Annotated in this window: 17 protein-coding genes and 4 pseudogenes; 7 read left to right on the forward strand and 14 right to left on the reverse strand. The window is 69.3% G+C overall.

Annotation, left to right across the window (positions count from 1 at the left end):
- Nucleotides 1-454: 454 nt before the first annotated feature.
- On the reverse strand, nucleotides 455-1,198 hold the full coding sequence (locus tag QQS16_RS02570; protein WP_286059972.1) for an SOS response-associated peptidase: 744 nt from the start codon (nucleotides 1,196-1,198) through the stop codon (nucleotides 455-457).
- A gap of 540 nt (nucleotides 1,199-1,738) precedes the next feature.
- On the opposite strand from QQS16_RS02570, the gene QQS16_RS02575 reads away from it, so the two are divergent.
- A complete protein-coding gene (locus tag QQS16_RS02575) occupies nucleotides 1,739-3,397 on the forward strand; it encodes an alpha/beta hydrolase (protein WP_286059973.1) in 1,659 nt (552 codons plus the stop codon).
- A 168-nt stretch (nucleotides 3,398-3,565) separates the two neighbouring features.
- On the opposite strand, the gene QQS16_RS02580 is transcribed toward QQS16_RS02575, so the two are convergent.
- Nucleotides 3,566-3,688 carry a hypothetical protein gene (locus QQS16_RS02580; RefSeq protein WP_286059974.1) on the reverse strand — a complete coding sequence of 41 codons (123 nt, stop codon included), beginning with the start codon at nucleotides 3,686-3,688 and terminating at the stop codon, nucleotides 3,566-3,568.
- A 60-nt stretch (nucleotides 3,689-3,748) separates the two neighbouring features.
- Between QQS16_RS02580 and QQS16_RS02585 the strand changes: the two genes are divergently transcribed.
- The gene (locus tag QQS16_RS02585; protein WP_286059975.1) at nucleotides 3,749-4,321 is read left to right on the forward strand and encodes an AMIN-like domain-containing (lipo)protein; all 573 of its coding nucleotides are present in this window, start codon (nucleotides 3,749-3,751) and stop codon (nucleotides 4,319-4,321) included.
- A 16-nt stretch (nucleotides 4,322-4,337) separates the two neighbouring features.
- Here QQS16_RS02585 and QQS16_RS02590 read toward each other — a convergent pair.
- Both QQS16_RS02590 and QQS16_RS02595 read right to left on the reverse strand, forming a co-directional pair.
- A pseudogene (locus QQS16_RS02590) lies at nucleotides 4,338-4,556 on the reverse strand (IS5/IS1182 family transposase); the annotation flags it as partial.
- A 20-nt stretch (nucleotides 4,557-4,576) separates the two neighbouring features.
- Entirely contained in the window at nucleotides 4,577-5,452 is an 876-nt protein-coding gene (locus QQS16_RS02595; RefSeq protein WP_286059976.1) for an NAD(P)-dependent oxidoreductase, read from the reverse strand.
- 179 nt (nucleotides 5,453-5,631) lie between these two features.
- On the opposite strand from QQS16_RS02595, the gene QQS16_RS02600 reads away from it, so the two are divergent.
- The 3 genes and pseudogenes from QQS16_RS02600 (at nucleotide 5,632) to QQS16_RS02610 (ending at nucleotide 8,329) form a co-directional block, all read left to right on the forward strand.
- Nucleotides 5,632-6,216 (forward strand): TetR/AcrR family transcriptional regulator, encoded by a 585-nt coding sequence (locus tag QQS16_RS02600; RefSeq protein ID WP_286059977.1) that lies wholly within the window; start codon nucleotides 5,632-5,634, stop codon nucleotides 6,214-6,216.
- A gap of 100 nt (nucleotides 6,217-6,316) precedes the next feature.
- Nucleotides 6,317-6,555 (forward strand): annotated as a pseudogene (locus QQS16_RS02605) (TetR-like C-terminal domain-containing protein); the annotation flags it as partial.
- Between the two features lie 790 nt (nucleotides 6,556-7,345).
- Nucleotides 7,346-8,329, forward strand: coding sequence for a BtrH N-terminal domain-containing protein (locus QQS16_RS02610; protein WP_286066200.1), 984 nt, complete (start codon nucleotides 7,346-7,348; stop codon nucleotides 8,327-8,329).
- A gap of 86 nt (nucleotides 8,330-8,415) precedes the next feature.
- Here QQS16_RS02610 and QQS16_RS02615 read toward each other — a convergent pair whose 3' ends face one another.
- Both QQS16_RS02615 and QQS16_RS02620 read right to left on the reverse strand, forming a co-directional pair.
- On the reverse strand, nucleotides 8,416-8,607 hold the full coding sequence (locus tag QQS16_RS02615) for a nucleotidyl transferase family protein (RefSeq protein WP_286059978.1): 192 nt from the start codon (nucleotides 8,605-8,607) through the stop codon (nucleotides 8,416-8,418).
- Entirely contained in the window at nucleotides 8,604-8,858 is a 255-nt protein-coding gene (locus tag QQS16_RS02620; protein ID WP_286059979.1) for an adenylyltransferase/cytidyltransferase family protein, read from the reverse strand. Before QQS16_RS02620 ends, QQS16_RS02615 begins: the two co-directional genes overlap by 4 nt.
- 470 nt (nucleotides 8,859-9,328) lie before the next feature.
- Here QQS16_RS02620 and QQS16_RS02625 point away from each other — a divergent pair, with 470 nt between their 5' ends.
- Nucleotides 9,329-11,710: a DEAD/DEAH box helicase gene (locus QQS16_RS02625; protein WP_286059980.1), complete on the forward strand. Its 2,382-nt coding sequence runs from the start codon at nucleotides 9,329-9,331 to the stop codon at nucleotides 11,708-11,710.
- A gap of 233 nt (nucleotides 11,711-11,943) precedes the next feature.
- On the opposite strand, the gene QQS16_RS02630 is transcribed toward QQS16_RS02625, so the two are convergent.
- The 4 genes and pseudogenes from QQS16_RS02630 to QQS16_RS02645 all read right to left on the reverse strand — a co-directional run.
- Entirely contained in the window at nucleotides 11,944-13,110 is a 1,167-nt protein-coding gene (locus QQS16_RS02630) for an NAD(P)/FAD-dependent oxidoreductase (protein ID WP_286059981.1), read from the reverse strand.
- Between the two features lie 36 nt (nucleotides 13,111-13,146).
- On the reverse strand, nucleotides 13,147-13,860 hold the full coding sequence (locus QQS16_RS02635) for a GntR family transcriptional regulator (protein WP_286059982.1): 714 nt from the start codon (nucleotides 13,858-13,860) through the stop codon (nucleotides 13,147-13,149).
- A 205-nt stretch (nucleotides 13,861-14,065) separates the two neighbouring features.
- Nucleotides 14,066-14,434 carry a hypothetical protein gene (locus QQS16_RS02640; protein ID WP_286059983.1) on the reverse strand — a complete coding sequence of 123 codons (369 nt, stop codon included), beginning with the start codon at nucleotides 14,432-14,434 and terminating at the stop codon, nucleotides 14,066-14,068.
- A gap of 586 nt (nucleotides 14,435-15,020) precedes the next feature.
- Nucleotides 15,021-15,352, reverse strand: a pseudogene (locus QQS16_RS02645) (cupin domain-containing protein); the annotation flags it as partial.
- A gap of 413 nt (nucleotides 15,353-15,765) precedes the next feature.
- Between QQS16_RS02645 and QQS16_RS02650 the strand changes: the two are divergent.
- The gene (locus tag QQS16_RS02650; protein WP_286059984.1) at nucleotides 15,766-16,290 is read left to right on the forward strand and encodes a hypothetical protein; all 525 of its coding nucleotides are present in this window, start codon (nucleotides 15,766-15,768) and stop codon (nucleotides 16,288-16,290) included.
- A gap of 790 nt (nucleotides 16,291-17,080) precedes the next feature.
- On the opposite strand, the pseudogene QQS16_RS02655 reads toward QQS16_RS02650, so the two are convergent.
- The 4 genes and pseudogenes from QQS16_RS02655 to QQS16_RS02670 all read right to left on the reverse strand — a co-directional run.
- Nucleotides 17,081-17,284, reverse strand: a pseudogene (locus tag QQS16_RS02655) (oxidoreductase dimerization domain-containing protein); the annotation flags it as partial.
- Nucleotides 17,285-17,504: 220 nt separating this feature from the next.
- Entirely contained in the window at nucleotides 17,505-18,209 is a 705-nt protein-coding gene (locus QQS16_RS02660) for a 3-oxoacid CoA-transferase subunit B (protein ID WP_502963748.1), read from the reverse strand.
- Nucleotides 18,206-18,901, reverse strand: a complete 696-nt coding sequence (locus QQS16_RS02665; RefSeq protein WP_286059985.1) for a 3-oxoacid CoA-transferase subunit A — start codon at nucleotides 18,899-18,901, stop codon at nucleotides 18,206-18,208. The genes QQS16_RS02660 and QQS16_RS02665 overlap by 4 nt, the downstream gene beginning before the upstream one ends.
- Nucleotides 18,898-20,103, reverse strand: coding sequence for a thiolase family protein (locus tag QQS16_RS02670; RefSeq protein ID WP_286059986.1), 1,206 nt, complete (start codon nucleotides 20,101-20,103; stop codon nucleotides 18,898-18,900). Before QQS16_RS02670 ends, QQS16_RS02665 begins: the two co-directional genes overlap by 4 nt.
- Between the last annotated feature and the right edge of the window lie 20 nt (nucleotides 20,104-20,123).

Below are 20,123 nucleotides of genomic sequence, written 5' to 3' on the forward strand. Positions count from 1 at the left end.
AGTAGCTTTTTGGGGTGCGCCGGACCCGAGAGTGAAGCTACGAGCGATGCATTTCGGCCATATGCCCTGGCCGTCACGAATAATTTCGGAACATGTAGCGAAATCGGTTCAGGGTGGTTTGCGCCGGAGCCGGCGTCAGCCGGACCGGCGCCTCGGGCCGGCCGGGGGAGGCGATGACGGCGGCCGCCATCCTCGCGGGATCACCGGGCGCCGCCAACGGAGGCAGGTCGCCGGAGAGGATGCCGCACATCTGACCCGACGGGCCGTCGGCGTACTGGGCAGCGGCGCGTCCAGGACGGACCTGCCGGTCCCGGCGCGTTGCCAGCGCTCCTGATCCCGACAATCCAAACCGGAGTTCGATCTCCGACGTCCTTCGCGTCTCTGAGCAGGCGGTGGCCGGTCGTCATTGCCTGCGCCCGGCCTCCCTGTACGGCATCCCACCAGGGATGCGGAGCTACGGGGCGATCTCGTCCAGGAGCTGGGGCCCGTTGTTGCGGACGTTGTTGACGGCCAAGGAGACGGGCTTGGCGTCCAGCTGACCGTCGGCGGGCTGGGTGAGGAGCGCGCGCAGGTCCTCGGGGTCCTGGTGGCGGGGGTCGAGCCAGGCGTCGTAATGGTCGGGGGTGAGGGCGAGCGGCATGCGGGGGTGGACGCGTCCGGCTGCGTCGGTGGCTTCGGTGGTGAGGATGGTGCAGGTCATCAGCCAGGCGGCGGGGTCGTCGTCCCGGGTGACTTCGGGGTTGCGCCAGTACTCGTACAGGCCGGCGAGTGCCATGACCTGGTCGTCCTGGGGGTGGATGAAGTAGGGCTGCTTGCGGGCCTGGCCCGTGGCGGGGTCCTTGCCCGGCTGCCATTCGTAGAAGCCGTCGGCCGGCAGCAGGCAGCGGCGTTCGGCGAACGCGCGGCGGAACGCCGGCTTCTCGTGCACGGTCTCCACCCGGGCGTTGATCATCCGTGAGCCGATCTTGGTGTCTTTCGCCCAGGACGGCACCAGTCCCCAGCGCAGCGGCCGCAGTTGCCTCTCCGTGGGGGCGGCATCGTCCTTCTCGCGCGGGGTGCGCTCAAGGACGGCCCACACGTCGTCGGTCGGGGCGACGTTCCAGTTCGGTGCCAACGCCTCGTCCGGACGCCAGTCGGTGACCTGGAAGAGCTGGACCATGTCTTTCGGGCTGCGAGTGGAGACGTAGCGACCGCACATACGACCACTGTGCCACCAGTGACACAGTTGAGTCCGCCCCACCTGGCGCGTGTCCGGCGATCTGAGGGCCTGCTGGCGTTCGGCGGAACTGCTGCCCGCAACGACGCACGCCGACCGGCCATCCGTCGGCGCAGGCCGACAAGGAGGACGTCGAAGACCTCGGGCCGCTGGTCTGGGCGTTCTCGGGGTCTGCGGGCAAAGGCGATGGCATAGGCGGTCGCCGCGATCCACCGCAGCACGACCATCTCCTCGACCTGGACAACCCCGACCACGTCGACCTCGACAACCCGCCGCCTCGGCGCACCCCGCCACGTCAGCCTCGTCGACGACCTGCTCCCCGCACCATCGGGAGTGGCCCCCCAAGGCCGGGCGGTCCTCGGAATCCACGGTAACTACCGCCGGCTGGTGGAGAGATCTCGTGGAATGTCGGCCGCGAGGGCACCTCTGCGGCCATTTTCCCCTCTCTTGAGTCAGACAGTCTCCGACCCCACCTCGACCGGTGGGTTCTCGGGGACCCGACAGCCCAGGGGGAGACATACCTTGACCACGCACCACCACATACCAAGAGGTGTCCCGCGTCTCAGACTCGTCGGGGCCGCGCTGACCGCGCTCGTCCTCGCCGCGGCCGGGACGGCGACGCAGGCGATGGCCGCGCAGGACTCGACGGGGAAGCCGCAGACGTCGAAGACACCGCCGCCGCCCGTCCCGACCCTCACCTGGTCGGACTGCCAGGGCGGCTTCGAGTGCGCCGACGCCGACGTGCCGCTGGACTACCGGGAGCCGCAGGGCCGCACGATCACGCTCGCGGTGGTCCGCAAGAAGGCCGCCGACCCGGCCAAGCGCAAGGGCACGCTCTTCATGCAGCCCGGCGGACCCGGCAACTCCGGGGTGGACTTCGTCCGCAACAACCACGAGGACCTCCCGGCCGCCCTCCGCGACTCCTTCGACGTCTTCGGCTACGACGTACGCGGTGTCGGGCGCAGTTCGGCGCTCACCTGCTTCGACGACGCCCGCTACACCAAGGCCGTCACCGACGCCAAGGGCGTCCCGGGCCCGGACGCCTTCGGCCCGGCGCTGCGCGAGGCCGCCGAGTTCAACCAGGCCTGCGTGGACAACTCCGGCGAGCTGCTGCCGTACGTCGGCACGGAGTACGTGGCCCGCGACATCGACCTGCTGCGCCAGGCCCTCGGCGAGGAGCAACTGACGTACTACGGGCGGTCGTTCGGCGCGTACATCGGAACCGTCTACGCCGCCATGTTCCCGAAGCGGGTGCGGGCCGTGACGCTCGACGGGGCGTACGACCCCGAGCGCTACGCCAACCACCCCTACGCCTACGACCGGACCCAGTACCTCGCGCTGGACGGCGCGATGAGCCGCTTCCTCGACTGGTGCGCAGCCGACCAGGCGACCTGCGGCTTCGGCGACGGTGACCCACGCGGGGCGTTCGAGAAGCTGAAGAGCGACCTCGACGCGAACCCCGTCACGACCGCGAGCGGCGGGAAGGCCAACGGCTACACCCTGGTCTACCGGCTGATGTTCAACATCAACGAGGGCAAGGTCATCTGGCCCTCGCTCGGCGCGGCGCTGAAGAAGGCACAGCTGCGGGACAACACCTCCTTCCTGTTGCGGCCGCCGTCCCCGGCCAGCTTCGACTTCCTCGGTCCGAACGTGGTCGTCGAGTGCGTCGACAAGGACTACCCGAAGAGCCTGCGCACGTTGCAGCGGAACGTCACGGCCAACGCCAAGGCGGCGCCGCTGCTCGGCCCGGCCATGGCGTTCGGCCCGCCGACGTACGACCACCAGCACGCCACCGCGTGCGTCCAGTGGCCCGCCGAGAAGGTCAGCCGCTACGACGGCTCCTTCCGGGCCAGGGGCTCGGCGCCGATTCTGGTCCTCGGCACCACCGGTGACCCGGACACCCCGTACCGGGACGCGGTCGCTCTGTCCCGGCAGCTCGACAACGCCTCGCTGCTGACGTTCGACGCCGAGGGTCACACGACGTTCGGCCGCAGCGCCTGCGCCACCGACGCGGTCGTCAACTACCTCGTCGACCTGAAGGTCCCGTCCTCCGGCACGACCTGCGCGGACGAGACCCAGCCGCCGTCCTCCACCCCGAGGACGGCTCCGCCCGGCACGACCCTGGGCGAACTCCGCAACGGCGTGCAGGAGCGCGTGGAGCGCATCGGCTCCGTGGACTGACCGGTCATGAGCTGACCGGCTCCGTGCACTGATCACCCCCCGGGACCCCGGGGTGCCCGCCCCGCCACGGCCGGCACCCCGGGGTCGCGTGTGTCCGCTACCGGTCCTTCTCGTGGTCCAGGTCCCCGAACGAGAGCGCGCCCAGGTCTCCGTCGACGCCGTCCGGGGTCAGGAACACCAGGTCAGGAACACCAGCTCCAGCGGGTCGGCCGGCGGGTCGTGGCGGGGGTCGGTGAAGGACATCCGGGCCCAGCCGCACTCCCCCGCCCCCGGCGTACAACCTTCTGCCATACCGGGCTGTCTCCTCCGATAGCAGCGCTACAGCAGCGTTGCGTCATCAAGGGGGACGACATGCGACGAATCGGAGCCGTGTTGGCGGCACTCACGCTCGCCGGGACCACGCTCGGGACGGCGGCGGTCACCGCGAGCGCCGCGCCGTTCGGTGCCTCGCGGGCGGCCGCGGCCTGTCCGACGGGCTGGGGCAGTGGCACCAAGGGCAGCCCCGACAGCGGTGCCGTACCGCTGGCGGACATCAGGACCGGTCGGCACGACTGCTTCGACCGCATCGTGTTCGACGTCCCCGGCGGTGGCGACCACATCGGCTACTTCGTCCGGTACGTCGACCGTCTCCACCAGGCCGGCTCGGGCGACCCCATCCCGGTGAGCGGCGGGGCGATCCTCGAAGTCCGGGTCGCGGCGCCGAGCTACGACCCGGAGACCGGCGCGGTCGCGTACCCCGGGGACGTGGGCGGTCCCCTGCCCGGCGTGAACCTCTCCGGCTACCGCACCTTCCGTGACACCCGGTTCGCCGGCAGTTTCGAGGGCGAGACCCAGATCGGGGTCGGCGTCCGGGCCCGGCTGCCGTTCCGGGTGATCCCGCTGCCCGACCGGCTGGTGGTCGACGTGGCCCACAGCTGGAACTAGGGTCCTCTCTCCCCGATCACGACCGGAGCCGGATGAGCGGTGCCACGGCGGTGACGGTGCCCGGGCAGACGTATCCGCGCCTGTCATGGCGGGTGGCCACGGCTCTGAACAGCTTGAGCTTGTTGATCGCCCCCTCGACCGTGTTGCGCTTCTTGTAGCGGTCCTTGTCGAGACCAGATGGCCGTCCGCCGCGTGAACCACGCCGTGGACGGGCGGCCCTGTGGTCGTTCTTCTCGCTGTCTCGCCGACCTGGAGCTATGCCTTGGCCGTCTTCATCAGCTCCACCAGGCTGGAGGCGCTGTCCGCCCCGTGTCCGGCGTCCATGCCGCGCCGGAACAGAGCGGCCACGGCGGCCGGCAGCGTGGTGTCGACGCCCGCGTCGGCGTTGGTGTGCAGCACGTGTTCGACGCTGGCCATGCCCATGGCCAGACGGTCCAGGTCGCCGCTGTGCTCGCCGGCGTCGATGCGCTCGGCGTAGAAGGAGAGAAAGGCCGGCATCCCGGTCATGGTCTCGGTGGCGTGCGGGAGGACGTCCGCTGCCGTGAGTCCGTTGGCGTCGGCGAGTGCGATGACCTGCCAGTAACTGAGCATGGACGTCCAGAACATGACCATGCCCATCTGGTACAGGAGCGCGGCCAGGCCGGGATCCTCGCCCCGGTAGTCCGTGTCGGTCAGGACCTCGAGGGTGGATCGGTGCGCTTCGAAGACCTGGCGCGGCCCACTGTAGAAGGTGGACGAGCCCGGCTGTCCGATGCCGGGAGGCGAGGCGTTGACGCCACCGGTGAGGTGGACCCCGCCGTGCTCGGACACCCACCTTGCCCCGGCACGGGTCCTCTCCGGGGTGTCGGAGCTGAGGTTGACGAGCACGCGGCCGGCCAGGGCGTGGGACGCCGGCTCCAGCACGGCGTACATCGCGTCGTAGTCGGTAAGGCTCAGGACGACCAGCTCATTGGCGGTCAGGGCGTCTTCGGCACTCGTTGCGAGCACGGCACCGCGTGCGACGAGGGCATCGGCACGGGACGAGGTGCGGTTCCAGACGGTGACCGGGTGACCCTTGGCGAGTAAGGCGTGCACCATTGCCTGCCCCATGGGGCCAAGGCCGATGACGGTCACAGACTGCTTGCTGCTCACTGGGGAGACCTCCACGGTACGAGGGACGAGGAACGAGGGACGAGGAACGAGGAACGAGGAACGAGGAACGAGGAACGAGGAACGAGGAACGAGAGGACTAAAACGAACGCTCTATCCAGAGCGTGAAGAGCAATGTAACACGGCTCTAAAACGAACGTTCTAACCAGTAGAGTGTGCACATGGGACAGGCCAGCACCCGGGACCGGATCGTCGTCGCCGCAGCGCGCCTCCTGCAGCGCCAGGGCTATGTCGGCACGGGCATCAAGCAGATCGCCAAGGAGGCGGAGGCCACACTGGGCTCCGTCTATCACTTCTTCCCGGGCGGCAAAGAGGCCGTTGCCGTCGCCGCCATCAAGTACAGCGGCCAGGAGTTCGCGGCGGTCCTCCGCGACGCGCTGGACAGCGAGGAGGACCCGGGCACGGGCGTTCAGGCCTGCGCCCGGCAGCTCGCCGAAGGACTGCGCGCGTCGGGCTGGACCGACGGCTGCCCGGTCACAGCAGCGGCGCTGGAGACCTTGGGGACCGACTCCGAGATCCAACAGGCATGTGCCGACGCACTGCGCAGCTGGGAGCAGACGGTCACCGACAAGCTGCTGCGCTCCGGCTTCCAGGCCCGCGACGCCCGGGAGTTGGCGACCACCATCATCAGCGCCCTGGAGGGCGCCGAAGTGACGGCACAGGTCAATCGCAGCGAGGAACCACTACGGGCGACGAGCCGACAACTGGCCCGCTTGATCGGTTCATACGGAGCATCCCGCTCGTGAGGACCACTTGTGATCGGGGAGACAGGACTCAAGGAACACCGACACAGCACACACTTGAACCACCGCGACGTCCGTTCGGGACCTGCGCGCCACAAGACGAGGCTTGGCGTTCGCACACGAGGACACCCCCGCGCCGCTGAAGGACGCCTTCGCCGCCCTGCTGGAGACTCTCGGAGAGGTCGCCGACGACGGCGTCCACCCGGCGCTGTTCACCGAGGTTTCCGGGCGGCTCTGCACGGGCTGGCGACCCTGACCCGGGCGGGACGGCTGCCGCCGAGGGACGCCGAGCGCAGGGTGGACCTGCTGGTGGACCGGCTCACGGGAGGCGGACGTCTTTGAATCCTCCGGCGACGACCCCACGCATCGTCTGGTCGCCGGCCCGGCGTCGCGGGCGGACGCTCGAGCACCTGCGGCTGCCAGGGCCCGTACGGTGTCCCCCCGACCCGTACCTCGAAGAGCTCGCCATGGTGACGGTGCTGCCGACTTGTCCTGGGCGGTCCGCGGCGCACGTTCCGGAGGCCCGGTGGCCTCAGCCCGACCGGTCGGCGCCGGGCGTTCCTGGGACGTGATGCACAGGGACCGCGGTGATGCGCGCACAGCGCTACGTGCTCCCTCGGCCGCCGCAGCAATGCGCCGGCCGGGAAGCCTGCGATCGGCCGGACACGTTGGCTCCCCTTGACCAAGGCCCGCCACCTTGAAGCGAGTCACGCGCCGCCCATGGGAGGAACCGCGAGCACATGCGTCAGTTCATCTTCTTCGTCGAATTCCTGGCGGCGATTGTCTTTCTGTTGACGTTGGTGTCGACATGCACGGCCCCGGCGTCTCCTCCTGCCAACCCCTACTTCCCCCACCAGGCGCCTGCGCCTCCACCGCCCCCTCCGCCATGCTGCGACGCCGCCGGTTGCTGGTGTCCGCCCTGACGCAGAGATGGGCTGAGCAGGGTGGCTTGTCGCCGACCACCGAGCAGCCGCAGTTGCCGCGCACGCAGGCTCCCCGGCCGACGCCGGGGAGCCTTGAGGAAACCTCACGGAGTCCCAACAGGGCCTTTCCGGCAGATCGGGCCTCGGACGCGGTGGTCTGGCAGGCTACCTGCGGCATTGTCGTCGGGTGAGGGAGGAAAATGAGCGGCATGGCCATGATCAACGACATTCCTGTCCGCGGTATGCAGCACTGTGAGACAACGACACTGAGCGTGCTGTTGCGGCATGAGGGACTTGACTTGTCCGAACCCATGCTGTTCGGGCTCGGCTCCGGGCTGTCCTTCATCTACTGGGACAGCAAAGCCATGGGCTTCCCCTTCCTGGGAGGCCGGGTCAAACCGTTCGAACTCACCAGGAACCTGGCCGCCACACTCGGGCTTGAGTTGCTGGTCGGGGAGACCACTTCTCCACGCAAGGCATGGCAGAACGCGGCGGCACCCATCGACGCCGGTCGGCCGGTCGGCCTTCAACTCGACAGCTACCACCTCGACTACTTCAGCACCAAAGTGCACTTCGGCGGGCACATCGTGGCCATGTACGGCTATGACGAACAGGCGGCCTACCTGGTGGACACCGACCAGCAAGGCGGAACCGTCTCGACCAGCCTCGCCAGTCTGGCCAGGGCCAGGGCCGAGCGCGGCCCCATGACCGCCAAGCACCGCTCCTTCACGATCACCGTGCCCAGCAGACCGGCGTCACCGCAGGACCGGATCATCCCCGCGATCAAGACGTGCGCCGACGCCTTCCTGAACCCGCCCATCGCGAACCTGGGCCACCGGGGCATCGAGAAGACCGCCAAGCAGGTGCCCAACTGGCTGCAACGCAGCGACAATCCGCGAGAGGACCTGCCACGGGCCGCCGTCCTCATGGAGAAGGCCGGCACCGGCGGCGCCCTGTTCCGCAATCTCTACCGGGCCTTCCTCGCCGAGTGTGCTCAGCTGATCGACAGCAGCCGCCTGCGCACTGGCCACAGCCTGTACGCCGAGGCCGCCGTCCTGTGGACGGAGGTGGCCGCACTTGTCGCGGCAACGGGCGAATCCGGCGACGTGAAGAACCTCATGCAGGCCGGCTCCATCCTCCACGAGCTCTCGCGTATCGAACGCGACGCGATGCAGGCACTCAGCACCCTCTAGGTCACCTTGAACTGGACGTGGCCGGGTCGTCCAACTCGGTGCTGGTGCCGGTCGGACCGCGTCTGACGAGCGGCATCACACGAAGATCACGCGGAGACGCCTCGCGCCAGGCATCGTCGGATGAGGTCAGTGGTAGAGACACCCGCCGTGTACTCCACAAGCCGCAACTTCCCCACAGCGGCCACCGGCCCGAAGACCTCCTCGATGGCATCCGGCGAGATGTCGTCCCCGTGCACGACCACCGCGATGTCGTGATCGTCCAGGAACTCAGTCGTCACGCGCTCCGGAGCGTTCGGTATCCCTCATCGACGTAGCGGCATGCCTCGATCACCGTGACCCGCTCGGCCAGGGTCATGATGGGCCTTCGCTTGTACTCGGTCACGACCTCGTCCGAGAGTACGCCGACGATCAGCCGCTCTCCGAAGGTGCGCGCGGCCTTGAGGAGCGCCACGTGTCCCGGGTGGAAGAGATCTCCCACCATGTCGACGTAGACATTCGTCCGATTACTCGTCGCGGAACGGTCGGCCACGGCAGTTTTTCTCCCTCTGCGTCGTCCGGTTGACCAACCCTGAAGTGAGCACTTCCACCTGTCAACCACGGCCTCGATGAGGTACTTCTCGTCAACGACCGACGCGTCTCACGCGTAGGGGTCGTCAGCGGCGTGGAGTGCATGCCACGGGGGGAATCACCACGTCGTCGACCTCGAAGGCGCCCACCCGCAGCTCGTTCATTCCTGGCCGGCGTCTGGTCGGTGCGCCGTTCCGTCCGGCGTGTCGGACCTGCACATCGCCCCGACAGCGGCCGTCCCGCCCGAGCCGCCGACTGATGTAATGGTCGAAGTGCCTTACACAGTGCCGCCATGTCGGTGGCGCGACTCGCGCACCCGTGGTCACGCCGTCGGACGACCGCTGTCCCGCGGCCACGAGCCGACTCCGGCGGAAACGCAGTGAACGCTAAGATCCGCCCAGCTGGGGCCGGCAGGGAAAGCGAGGGGCGGTCGTGAAACTGCGGGATCACCAGGTCGAGGCCGTCGACGCCATCGTGCGAGGCCTGGACGTGCCTTCGGGCGGTATCCCCGCACAAGGTCTGCGCGGACAGGTCCATGCGGCGTGCGGGACGGGGAAGACCCTCATGGCCGCGGCCGCGGCGCGGCGGATGGTCCCCCGTGGGCGGGTGCTGGTCCTGGTGCCGACGCTGGATCTGCTGGCGCAGACGGTGAAGGCCTGGCACGACGCCGGGCACACGGGGCCGGCCGTTGCCGTGTGCTCGCTCCAGGACGACCCGGCGCTGTGGTCGTTGAAGGTGCGCTCCACGACGAACCCGATCCAGCTGGCGCTGTGGCACGGTTCCGGGCCGGTGACCATCTACGCCACGTACGCGTCGCTGGGTGTGCTGGCGGAGGCGTTCGAGGGCGCCTACGGGCAGCAGTTGGCCCCGGTGGACCTCGCGGTGGTCGACGAGGCGCACCGGACCTCGGGGTCGATGGGCAAGGCGTGGGCGGGCATCCATGACCAGCGAGTGATTCCGGCGTACCGGCGGCTGTACCTGACGGCGACACCGCGGATCTGGGAGGAGCGGCTCAACCGGGAGGTTGCCGAGGGAGCGCGTGATCCGCTGCCGCGGGAGATGGCGGCTTCCATGGACGACGAGAAGGTCTTCGGGCCTGTCCTGTACAAGCTGTCGCTCGCGTCCGCTGTCTCACGCGGGCTGCTCGCGCGGTACCAGATCATCGTCCTCGAACTCCAGGACCCCCTCGTCACCCCAGAACGGCTGATGGGCGAGGACCGGCGCAGTGAGGAAGTACGGGGGCAGCGGCTCGGGGCGTTGCAGGCCGCGCTCCTGCACACCATGGCGCGACACGGGCTTCAGACGTGCATCACCTTCCACCACCGGACGATCGAGGCGCAGGCGTACGCGGAGGGCCTGGAGCGGGTGGCGGCGAAGCTGCACGCGGATCAGCCGGAGACGTACCCGGAGCGGATCTGGGCGGACTGGCTGTGTGGTGAGCACACCCCCGAACGCCGACGGGAGGTTCTGGGTTCGTTCGGGTCCACGGCACGGCGGGCCGTGCTCTCGAACTGTCGTGTTCTGGGCGAGGGTGTTGATATTCGAAGCGTTGATTCGGTTGCCCTGTTGGATCCCAAGGGGGCGCCGCACGACATCGTCCAGGCCGTCGGACGGGCGCTGCGGCAGAAACCTGGGCAGGGCAAGCTCGCTTCTCTGATCGTGCCGGTGTTCCTCCAGCCGGGAGAAGAGCCGGAAGACATGTTCACCTCAGGCTCATACCGGCCTCTGGTGAAGGTCTTGGAAGGTCTCCGGGCCCACGACGAAGAGGCGATCGAATTGCTCGCGATTCCGCAGGAGCCGCAGAAGGACGTGGCGCAGCCGTCCGTGCGCATCGGTGTCGCGCCGGAAGAGGGCGAGGACGAGTCACGGTTGCTGCTTCGTTTCGCCGCTCCCAGGGATCCTGTGATGGTCGCGGACTGGGTGTCCTTCAATGTGATCGACACGGAGAAACAGGACTGGGCGCGCGGCTGGGCGGCGCTGAAGAAGTTCACTGAGCGTGAGCTTCACGCCCGCGTTCCCTATGGGCACAAAGAGGGCGCGACACCGCTCGGGCAGTGGGTCGCGGAACAACGACGGGCCTACGGAGCCGGACAGTTGACCGGCCGGCGCGCCCGTCGGCTGGAACAGCTCGGCATGGTGTGGTCGGTGGCGGACGAGCGGTTCCAGGAGAACCTGGAGGCCGCGAAGGCGTACTACGACCAGCACTGGACGCTGTGTGCGCCCCGGTCCGCGACCATGCTGGACAAGCCGGTCGGGCAGTGGCTGTCCAACCTTCGGCGCCCCGGCGCGCTGGTGGGACACCCGGAGTGGGAGACGGCGCTGCGCGAGGTGGACGAGCACTGGAATCCTGAGTGGCCGGTGGAATGGCAGCGGCATTTCGCAGCTGTGCGTGAGCTGCTGCGCGAGGAAGCCGGCCTGACCGAGCTCCAGCCGGGCGTCACGTGCCACGGCATGGATGTCGGACGATGGCTCCGGAGGCAGCGTCGGCCCTCCGGGTGGCAGGGGCTGATGGACGGGCAGCGAGAGCTGCTGGAGGCGATCGGCGTGACGCCCCTTCCCCCGGAGCGGGAGACACCCACCAAGGTTCCCAGGGCAGCCTCTGGAGCCTTCGAGCGGGGCGTCGCGGCCTTGGCCCAGTACAAGGCCCGCACCGGCTCAGTGACCGTCCCCCGAGCTCACGTGGAGCGACTGGACGACGGCACCGAGGTCAGGCTGGGAGTGTGGATCATGAATCAGAAAAGCCGTCGCGCCAAGCTCACCACCGCCAAACTCGCCGCGCTCGCCGACCTGGAGCTGGAGTGGGCGGTTGTGTAGCCGCGCAGGCGTCGCTACGAGGACCCGTGCCGGAGCGGTCGGCGCGGGCCCTGCGCCACCTGCCCCGGTCGACAGTGAGAAGACGATCACTCCGCGAACCTGGGCATCGGTACCGCTGAGGCGGAGTGGTCCTGGGTCCGCAAGTCGGCCGGTGTCCAGGCGTCACTTCGGAAGAGGCCGCTGAGATCACGGGGCTCGGGTCTCCGTGGCAGGCGGCGCGCTCAAGGCGTCAGCTACTGGTCACCCAGGCTGATGGCGTGTTGATCCACCTCGATCTCCCTGCGCTGTGCGCCGGTGAATCGTGTGGGCCGGAAGGCCCGGAGGAGGTCTTGTTCCTGGTCGGTCGTGATCTCGGTCGCGACCAGCCGTCCCAGAATCGGTGCCAAGGTCATCCCGCTGTGCGAGACGAGGCAGTAGACGCGGGAGTGCGCGGAGGCATAGCCGGCGATGGTGTGGCCGTCTGCGGGCAGTGATCGGAGGCCGACGCGCAGGTCGATCCTCGGTGCCCGGAGCCGATCGGTCAGCAGTGCGGAGAACCGCCGGGCGAGGGTGCTCGCCAGGTTGCCGTCCATGGACGGGGGATTCGCCGGATCGACGTCACGGTTCAGATCGAGAGCCTGTAGGACGGTACGCCCGCCGGCCGCGGGACGGAGGTTGAGGCCGGGGGTGTGGATCACGCAGCGCAGGTCGAGTTCCGGAAAGCCGGCGTAGCCGAGCAGACCGACGGTCTGCGCTCCACGACCGGCATCCGTCACCATGGGAATCCGGATACCGGCTCCTGCGGCCAGTCGTTCTGTCCAGCGGCCTGCCGCCAGGACAACTCGATCTCCCGTACACACCCGGCCGCCGGCCAGAGTGACGGCCACTCCCTCAGGCCTGTCATCGATGGCCACCACCTCGCCGATCGTGCACTTGGCTCCGTGCCGCTCGGCATCCGCCAGCAAGGCGCCCACGAAGAGATCCGGCAGAACATATCCCTCGCTGGGGAAGTGTGCGATGGACGTGATGGTTCCCGGGATGCGGAGGTCCCCTGCGATCTGAGTCGCTTCGTCACGCGTGATCCAGTGTGCGGGGTACCCCAGGGACTTCAGTCGTTCCACGTTGGCGGCGAGCCGCTGCTCGCTTGCGGCGTCCGCCCACTGCAGTGCCCCGCTGGGGAAGTAGGACGGCGCGCCGCGTAGTTGCTCGGCGAGCCTGGCGTGCTCCTCCATCCCCGCCAGGTTCAGCCGGTGGTAGTCCGGGTCGGGCTTCCGGCTGGAGTTGGTCCAGCCGAAGGTGGTCGCGGTCGTGCCCATGCCGACGCCCCGCTGATCGAGCAGGAGGACGTCCTCGCCGGCGACGGCGAGATGCCTCGCGACGCTCACGCCCAGCACGCCGGCACCGATGATGATGGCCTTCATTGTCCACGCACTTCCTTTCTGGCAGCGACAAGCTGCTCAGGGGGCAGGGACGGGCAGCTCCAGGAAGAACTCGGCCGTTCCCGGACGGACGACGGTCGTGACCACCTCGACGGTGCTTCCGTCATCGGCACGCAACTCCCTGCGCCTCATCAGCGCGGGCGTTCCGGTCTCGCTGTGCAGCAAGGCGGCGTCGTTCTGGTCGAGGACCACCGGCTCCAGGTAGAGCCGGATCGCGTCTACCGGTACTCCCCTGCGCTGGAGATACGGCAGGGTGACGAGGTCTTCCAGGTTCTCGTTGAGCAGGCCGGGCGCCACCGCGAAGAGAACGACGTGCCGTTCGACCGACTGCGGCTCCTCGCGTACGTCGAGCTTGCGGCGGACCAGTTCCACCACGGCCGTGTCGGCGAGGGCGCCGGGAAGGGCCAGTACGGCGTCTGCGGCCCTGACGATCCGCGCGGACACCACTTCGTGTCTGCCCGGCGCACCCTTTGCGGCTACCGCGGGGGTGACGAAGTTGAGCAGATTGATCTGCCGCCTCACATCCGCGACGAACGTTCCATGACGCCGCCGACGGATCGCCAGTCCTGCCTCGGCCAGGTCGTTGAGCACCCGTTGGGCCGTGGCACGACTGACGCCGTATGCGGCGGAGATGTCCATCTCGCTCGGCAGACGCGAGCCGGGCGGCAGGGATCCGGACCTGATCCTCGCTTCGAACTCTCGCCTGATCTGGACGTAGAGCGGCACGGACATAACTTGACCGTACAATTGGCCAATTGACCGGTCAATAGCGTGCTCGCCGGGAATCCGCTCAGCCGTCGGCGTGCAGGACTTGGGTGCCTCGTCACCCCCGTACGACGATCACCGGGCTGGACCTCACGCTCCAGCCATGGGCGGCCTGCCCGTCGCAGCGGCGTGAGAGTACTTGCTGGGAATGTCTTCGAGTCGCCCGTTGGCGTCAGAACTCGCGGCCGCGGTCGAACCAGGCCAGGACGTCGTGTTCGGGGATCGGCGGGGTGGTGAGGCGGGCCAGCTGGAGTACGGCGGTGGCGGCGTCCTCACGCTCGACCGTGTAGATGCCGTCGATTTCGTTGAGCGCCCGGGTGAACCCCTCGATGGCCTGTCGGGCGGCGGTGTGCCGGCCGTGCCGGTGCGGTCGAGGATCTTGGCGGCGGTCCGGAACGCGGTCACGGCCTGCTTGGCAGTCCTTCGGGGCCAGGTGGTGAAGGGAAGCCCGGACTCGGTCACGAACCAGGAGGGCGTGCGTAGTCGGCTGACTTGCCAGACGGACGAGGTTGTCCGTCCCCCGTGGGCCGTTGTCTCCCACTGAGTGACAAGGCCACGCTTCTTGAGGTCTGTTCGCAGGCGCTTGCCGACGGTGGCGTCGATGTTCCAGCCGAGGAACGAGGCCAGTTCGGGCCAGACCGTCAAGGGCGGTAGCCCGGTCAGGTCCGGGACCATCCGCAGCTCCAGGGTGCGCAGTGGCGGGGCCGCGAGCGTCTCCGGATGCGGATCCGTCTGTCGCCTTTTACGGGCACCGCTCCCCTCCCCCTGACGCGCCGGCATGCCCCTGGCCCCTGCTCGGCGCCACGGTCACGTCCCTCGCCGCGGATACGACCTGGCCCGCCGCCATGTCCCCGGCCGCCAGGCGGTGTTCGCGGACGTCGTCGGTTTCGTGCCCTTCGGCCGCCCCTTCGACCGCATGCTCGGCGTCGTGCAGTGCGGTGAACCGAGGCCGGGCTCACGCTTGGTGCAGTCGGCGGTCCCGTCCAGAAGTAGGCACCGGGTGCGCTGCATGATGGGCCGTCGCGTGGTGGTCTGATCGTCCGCTCCGAGCGGGTCGGTGACACGGCCCTCCCCGGGACGCCGTAGCGTCCTGAGTGAGCCCCGGATGCGTGATGGATGGGCCAGGGCTACTGGTCGCGGGTGCGAGGGCCGTTGTACTGCTCGTCGGTGACCGGCTCGGACCAGACGGTCTCGGGGGTGCCGTCGCCGGTGCCCTCCCACAGCGCGATGTGCTCCATGAACCGGTCGGGGGCGGCGCCGTGCCAGTGTTCCTCGTCCGGCGGGCAGGCCACGGTCTCGCCGGGGTGGGCCTCGAAGACGGTGCCGTCCCGGGTGCCGATCAGAGCGATCCCGGAAACGACTGCAGGGTCTGGCCGAGGGCGTGGGAGTGCCAGTCGGTGCGGGCGTCCGGGGAGAAGCGCACCACGTTGGCGCGCATCCTCGACGGCTCCTGTCCGGCCTCGCTGCCAGTGGAGCCCGCGCACGAGCCCCGCAGGGCCGTGTCGGGTTCGACAGGGATCTCCTTTCGGGTTGTGGTGTACCGATTGCTCGGCTGAAGCCGCCGCGGCGGGCAGCGGAGGGCGCGGCCACGTCGTGCCCGGTTCCATGTACCGCACCAGCCGAACAGGGGGAATCCCCTCCCCTTCTCTCGCGGTAGCGCGCCGCGGAGACAGCGACCGCGGCGGGAAGGACGGAGATGAGTAGACGATCGCTCAACGGGCCGCCTGTATCGTGGTGTTGCATGCGCCCGCCCAGCTGACAACGCCCCTGTGGGCTGCGCCTCCGCCCCTCGCAGGCGGTCGTCGCCACCACCCGCCGCTGCCGGGCGCCAGGATGAACTGCTCTGCCGCATCCCGACTGGAGGTCACCTCAGTGTTCCCCGTACGGGCACTTGTCGGTGCCCTGTTGGCTCTGGTGATTCTCACCCTGTCAGGCTGCGGCCTGGGCTGCACCGACACGACGGCGGAGCGCGGTGAGGCCGGTGTCAGGGTGAAGGTCGAGGACACGTCCGGGCGGCCTTCCGGTGTCACCGTCGAGGTCGTCGACTGGCGCCTTGAGCCCCACCCGCAGGTGCCCTCCGAAGGTGACCAGGTCCACTTCCACTACCGCTTCGACGGCGCCGACGAATATTCCGGCCGTGCGGTGGACGCCTGCGCGGTCGACAAGAAGCGCGTGGCGTTGGGGTGTCAGACGATCTATTCGTCCGAAGCGTGGCGCCAGCCGGACGATGCCCTCACGGGCGACAGCTGGCTTGCTGTCGAGCGACCTGAGCAGGTTGCCGGAGTGCTGTTGATCCCCAATGACCAGTCCTATGACCGACGTACCTGCGATCAGGACGTCAAGGACGGTGGCGGGATGCATCCTCCGGAACCAGCCGGAGTGGGGGACCAGTTGTAAGGACGACCCAGCCAGCTCAAGAGCGCCCGCGTCGGCCCGCGCCGACCGGCCCGAGCGCCCTGGACAGGTCGCAGCGGTCGTCGAGACACCCGTGAGGTACCGAGCACCCCCGAAACGGGGTCACAGGGCCTCCGGGCGCTCGGTTCGTCTCGCGCTCCGAACCAGCCGGAGGCCCTGCCTTCACGCCCGCCCCTCACGCTTGGGTGCCCGTGTGGGACGCGGGTTCACCGGAACCATGAGGGACTGCACATGTTGCGTGTCATCTGTCTCCAGCACTACGGACTCCAGGTGCCGTCACTGGATACGGGGGCGGGCTTCTACAGCGCGTTCGGCCTGGACGCTCACGTCCCTGATCGGTCCCGGCCAGGAAAGCTGACGAAGGGAAGCGGGCGCGGGAGGTCCGGGTGCCCGCCGTCGACCTGTACTCCGGCGCCGGCTTCGACGATGGCCCGGGCGAGGTGTGCGCGAGGCTCGTCGACGACGTGTCCGCCGTCTTCCGGGCTCCCGCGGACGTCTCTCCTGTCGGGCTACGGGCCGACGGCGGCGGCCGAACCAGCGTCCCTGGGCATACCCGGCGGCGCGGACCCGGCCATGGTGACCGGTGACTCCGAGCCTCGCCGCCTACGCGACCGGACACCCCGTACCCGGACCGTGCGTCTCACCGACGGCGGGCCGGCACCCAGTCTGCCCGCGCGGCTCTGAGCACCCACATGAGCGTGGAGTCCCGTAGACGCTGTGATCGGCGGCCACCGACACAACGGACCCTGCTGCCGCTGCGCCGACCGCCCCGCTACATGTTGATCATGTGGCCGGCGAGGCCGTGGACGGCCTCCTTGACCGCCTCGCCCAGGGTGGGGTGGGCGCGCACGTTGCGTGCGACCTCGTGGACCGTGAGGTCCCACTGCTGGGCCAAGGTCAGTTCGGGGAGCAGCTCGGTGACGTCGGGGCCGATGAGATGGGCTCCGAGGAGCTCGCCGTACCTGGCGTCGCTGATCCCGCCGCCACGGCCGGGGAACGGCCGCGCCCGCAGCACGCGGCCCGCCTACGCCCAGGGTGCGCGCCACCCCGCCGGCACCCCGCTCGACTCCCACCGCGCGTACACGGGGCCGCCGTGCTCGCCTCGCCCGGAGTCGCAGCTCGGGTGTGGAGAGACACGAGCTCTCCCCACCCGAGCCGGTGACCGTGGCCGGGCTGGACGCGCCAGGTGACACGGATCAAGCCAGCGTGATGCCGAGTCTCTCCGCGAGTTCGTGGGCGCTGACGCCGTACGTCTCCCGGATCCGTACCCCGTCGGGGCCGACGTCGAAGACGCCGCAGTCGGTGTAGACACGGCTGACGCAGCCGACGCCGGTGAGCGGGTAGGTGCACTGCGGCACGAGCTTCGGCTCACCGGAGCGGGTGAAGAGCGTCATCATCACGTAGACGTCCTTGGCGCCGATGGCGAGGTCCATGGCGCCGCCGACGGCGGGGATGTCGTCGGGCTTGCCGGTGGTCCAGTTGGCGAGATCTCCGTCGAAGGCGACCTGGTAAGCCCCGAGGACGCAGACATCGAGGTGACCGCCGCGCATCATGGCGAAGGAGTCGGCGTGGTGGAAGTACGCCGCCCCCGGCAGCTCGGTCACCGGGACCTTGCCCGCGTTGGTCAGGTCGGGGTCGACCGCGTCGCCCTCGGCCTTCGGGCCCATGTTGAGCATGCCGTTCTCGGTGTGCAGTACGACCCCGGAGTCGGCCGGCAGGTGGTCGGCGATCTTGGTGGGCTGCCCGATTCCGAGGTTGACGAAGGCGCCGGCCGGAATGTCGCGTGCGATGACGGCGGCCAGTTCGTCCATCGAGAGCCGGTGTTCGGCACTTCTCGGTGGCCCGGCACACGTCTGGCCGCTCGACGTGGTGGCTGATGTGGTGGCTGGCGTGGTGGTCATCGGGCCCCCTGCACGGTGTAACGGCGGGCCTCAACCTGGACGACCCGGTCGACATAGATGGACGGGGTGACGACGGCCTCGGCGTCGAGCGTTCCGGGCTCGACGACCTCGCCGACCTGGACGATGGTCGTGGTCGCGGCCGTGGCCATGACCGGTCCGAAGTTGCGGGCCGTCTTCCGGTACACGAGGTTGCCCATCCTGTCCGCGACGTGCGCGCCGATCAGCGCGTAGTCGCCCTTGATGGGGTATTCCAGCAGGTACTTCCGACCGTCGATCTCCCGCTCCTCCTTTCCCTCGGCCAGCGGCGTGCCGACCGCGGTCGGGCAGTAGAACGCACCGATGCCGGCACCGGCCGCGCGCATCCGCTCGGCGAGGTTGCCCTGCGGCACCACCTCGAGCTCGATCTTCCCCTCGCGGTAGAGGCCGTCGAAGACCCAGGAGTCGGACTGGCGCGGAAAGGAGCAGAGCACCTTGCGCACCCGGCCCGCGGCCAGCAGCGCGGCCAGCCCGACCTCACCGTTGCCGGCGTTGTTGGACACGATCGTGAGGTCCTTCGCGCCCTGCCGGATGAGCGCGTCGATCAGATCGAAGGGCATCCCGGCCAGGCCGAAGCCGCCGACGAGGATCGTGGACCCGTCCTCGATGCCGGCGACCGCGGCATCGGCGTTCTCGACGATCTCCGCCCGGCTCACTGGGCCGTCTCCGTGACGCCGCAGTTCTCGAGTACGACGGCCAGTCCCTGACCGACCCCGATGCAGATCGCGGCGACGCCGTAGCGCTGCTTCGTCTCGCGCAGCACCTTGGCCAAGGTGGCAAGGACGCGACCGCCCGAGGCGCCCAGCGGGTGCCCGATCGCGATGGCGCCGCCCTTCTGGTTGACGATGGCGGGATCGACCTTCCACGCGTCGAGGCAGGCCAGCGACTGCACGGCGAAGGCCTCGTTGAGCTCGACCGCGCCCACCTGGTCCCAGCCGATCCCGGCCCGGGCCAGCGCCCGGTTCGCGGCCTCGACCGGGGCGTAGCCGAAGGCCTGCGGCTCAAGCGCCATCACACCGCGGCCGGCGATACGGGCGATCGGGTCGGTCCCGATCCTGGCCGCGGCCTTCTCGCTGCCCAACAGCACCGCGGAGGCACCGTCGTTGAGGGGGCTGGCGTTGCCCGCGGTGATGGTGCCGCCCTGCTCCGGTGTACGGAAGACCGGTTTGAGCCCGGCCAGCGCCTCCGGTGTGGATCCGGCCCGGATGCCCTCGTCACGGGTCAGGTCGACGCCTTCGACCGGCACCACCAGGTCGTCGTAGAAGCCCGACTCCCACGCCGCGTGGGCGAGTTGGTGGGAGCGGGCGGCGAACTCGTCCTGCCGCTCCCGAGAGATGTCGAAGCGCTCCTGGAGCTGCTCGTTGGCCTCGCCGAGGCTGACCGTCCACTCCTTGGGCATCCGTGGGTTGACCAGCCGCCACCCGAGCGTGGTCGAGACCGCGGTGACATCGCCGACCGGGAACGGCTTCGCCGACTTGGGCAGCACCCATGGCGCGCGCGTCATCGACTCCACACCGCCGGTCAACACCACCTCGGCGTCAGCGGACTCGATCGCCCGGCTGGCCATCATCGCCGCATCGAGGCTCGAACCGCACAGCCGGTTGACCGTGGTGCCGGGCACGCTCACCGGAAGCCCGGCGAGCAGCGCCGCCATGCGGCCGACGTTGCGGTTCTCCTCGCCGGCGCCGTTGGCGTTGCCCCACACCACATCGTCGATCCCGACGGGGTCGAGACCTGGCACCCTGGCGAGCGTGGAGGTGATCGCGGCGGCGGCGAGGTCGTCGGGGCGGACTCCGGCCAGCGCGCCGTTGAAGCGGCCGAACGGCGTCCGCGTCGCGGCATAGATGAAAGCACTCATGGCAGCGACGCTAATCGCGA

The sequence above is a fragment of the Streptomyces sp. ALI-76-A genome (genome assembly GCF_030287445.1).
Taxonomy (GTDB): domain Bacteria; phylum Actinomycetota; class Actinomycetes; order Streptomycetales; family Streptomycetaceae; genus Streptomyces.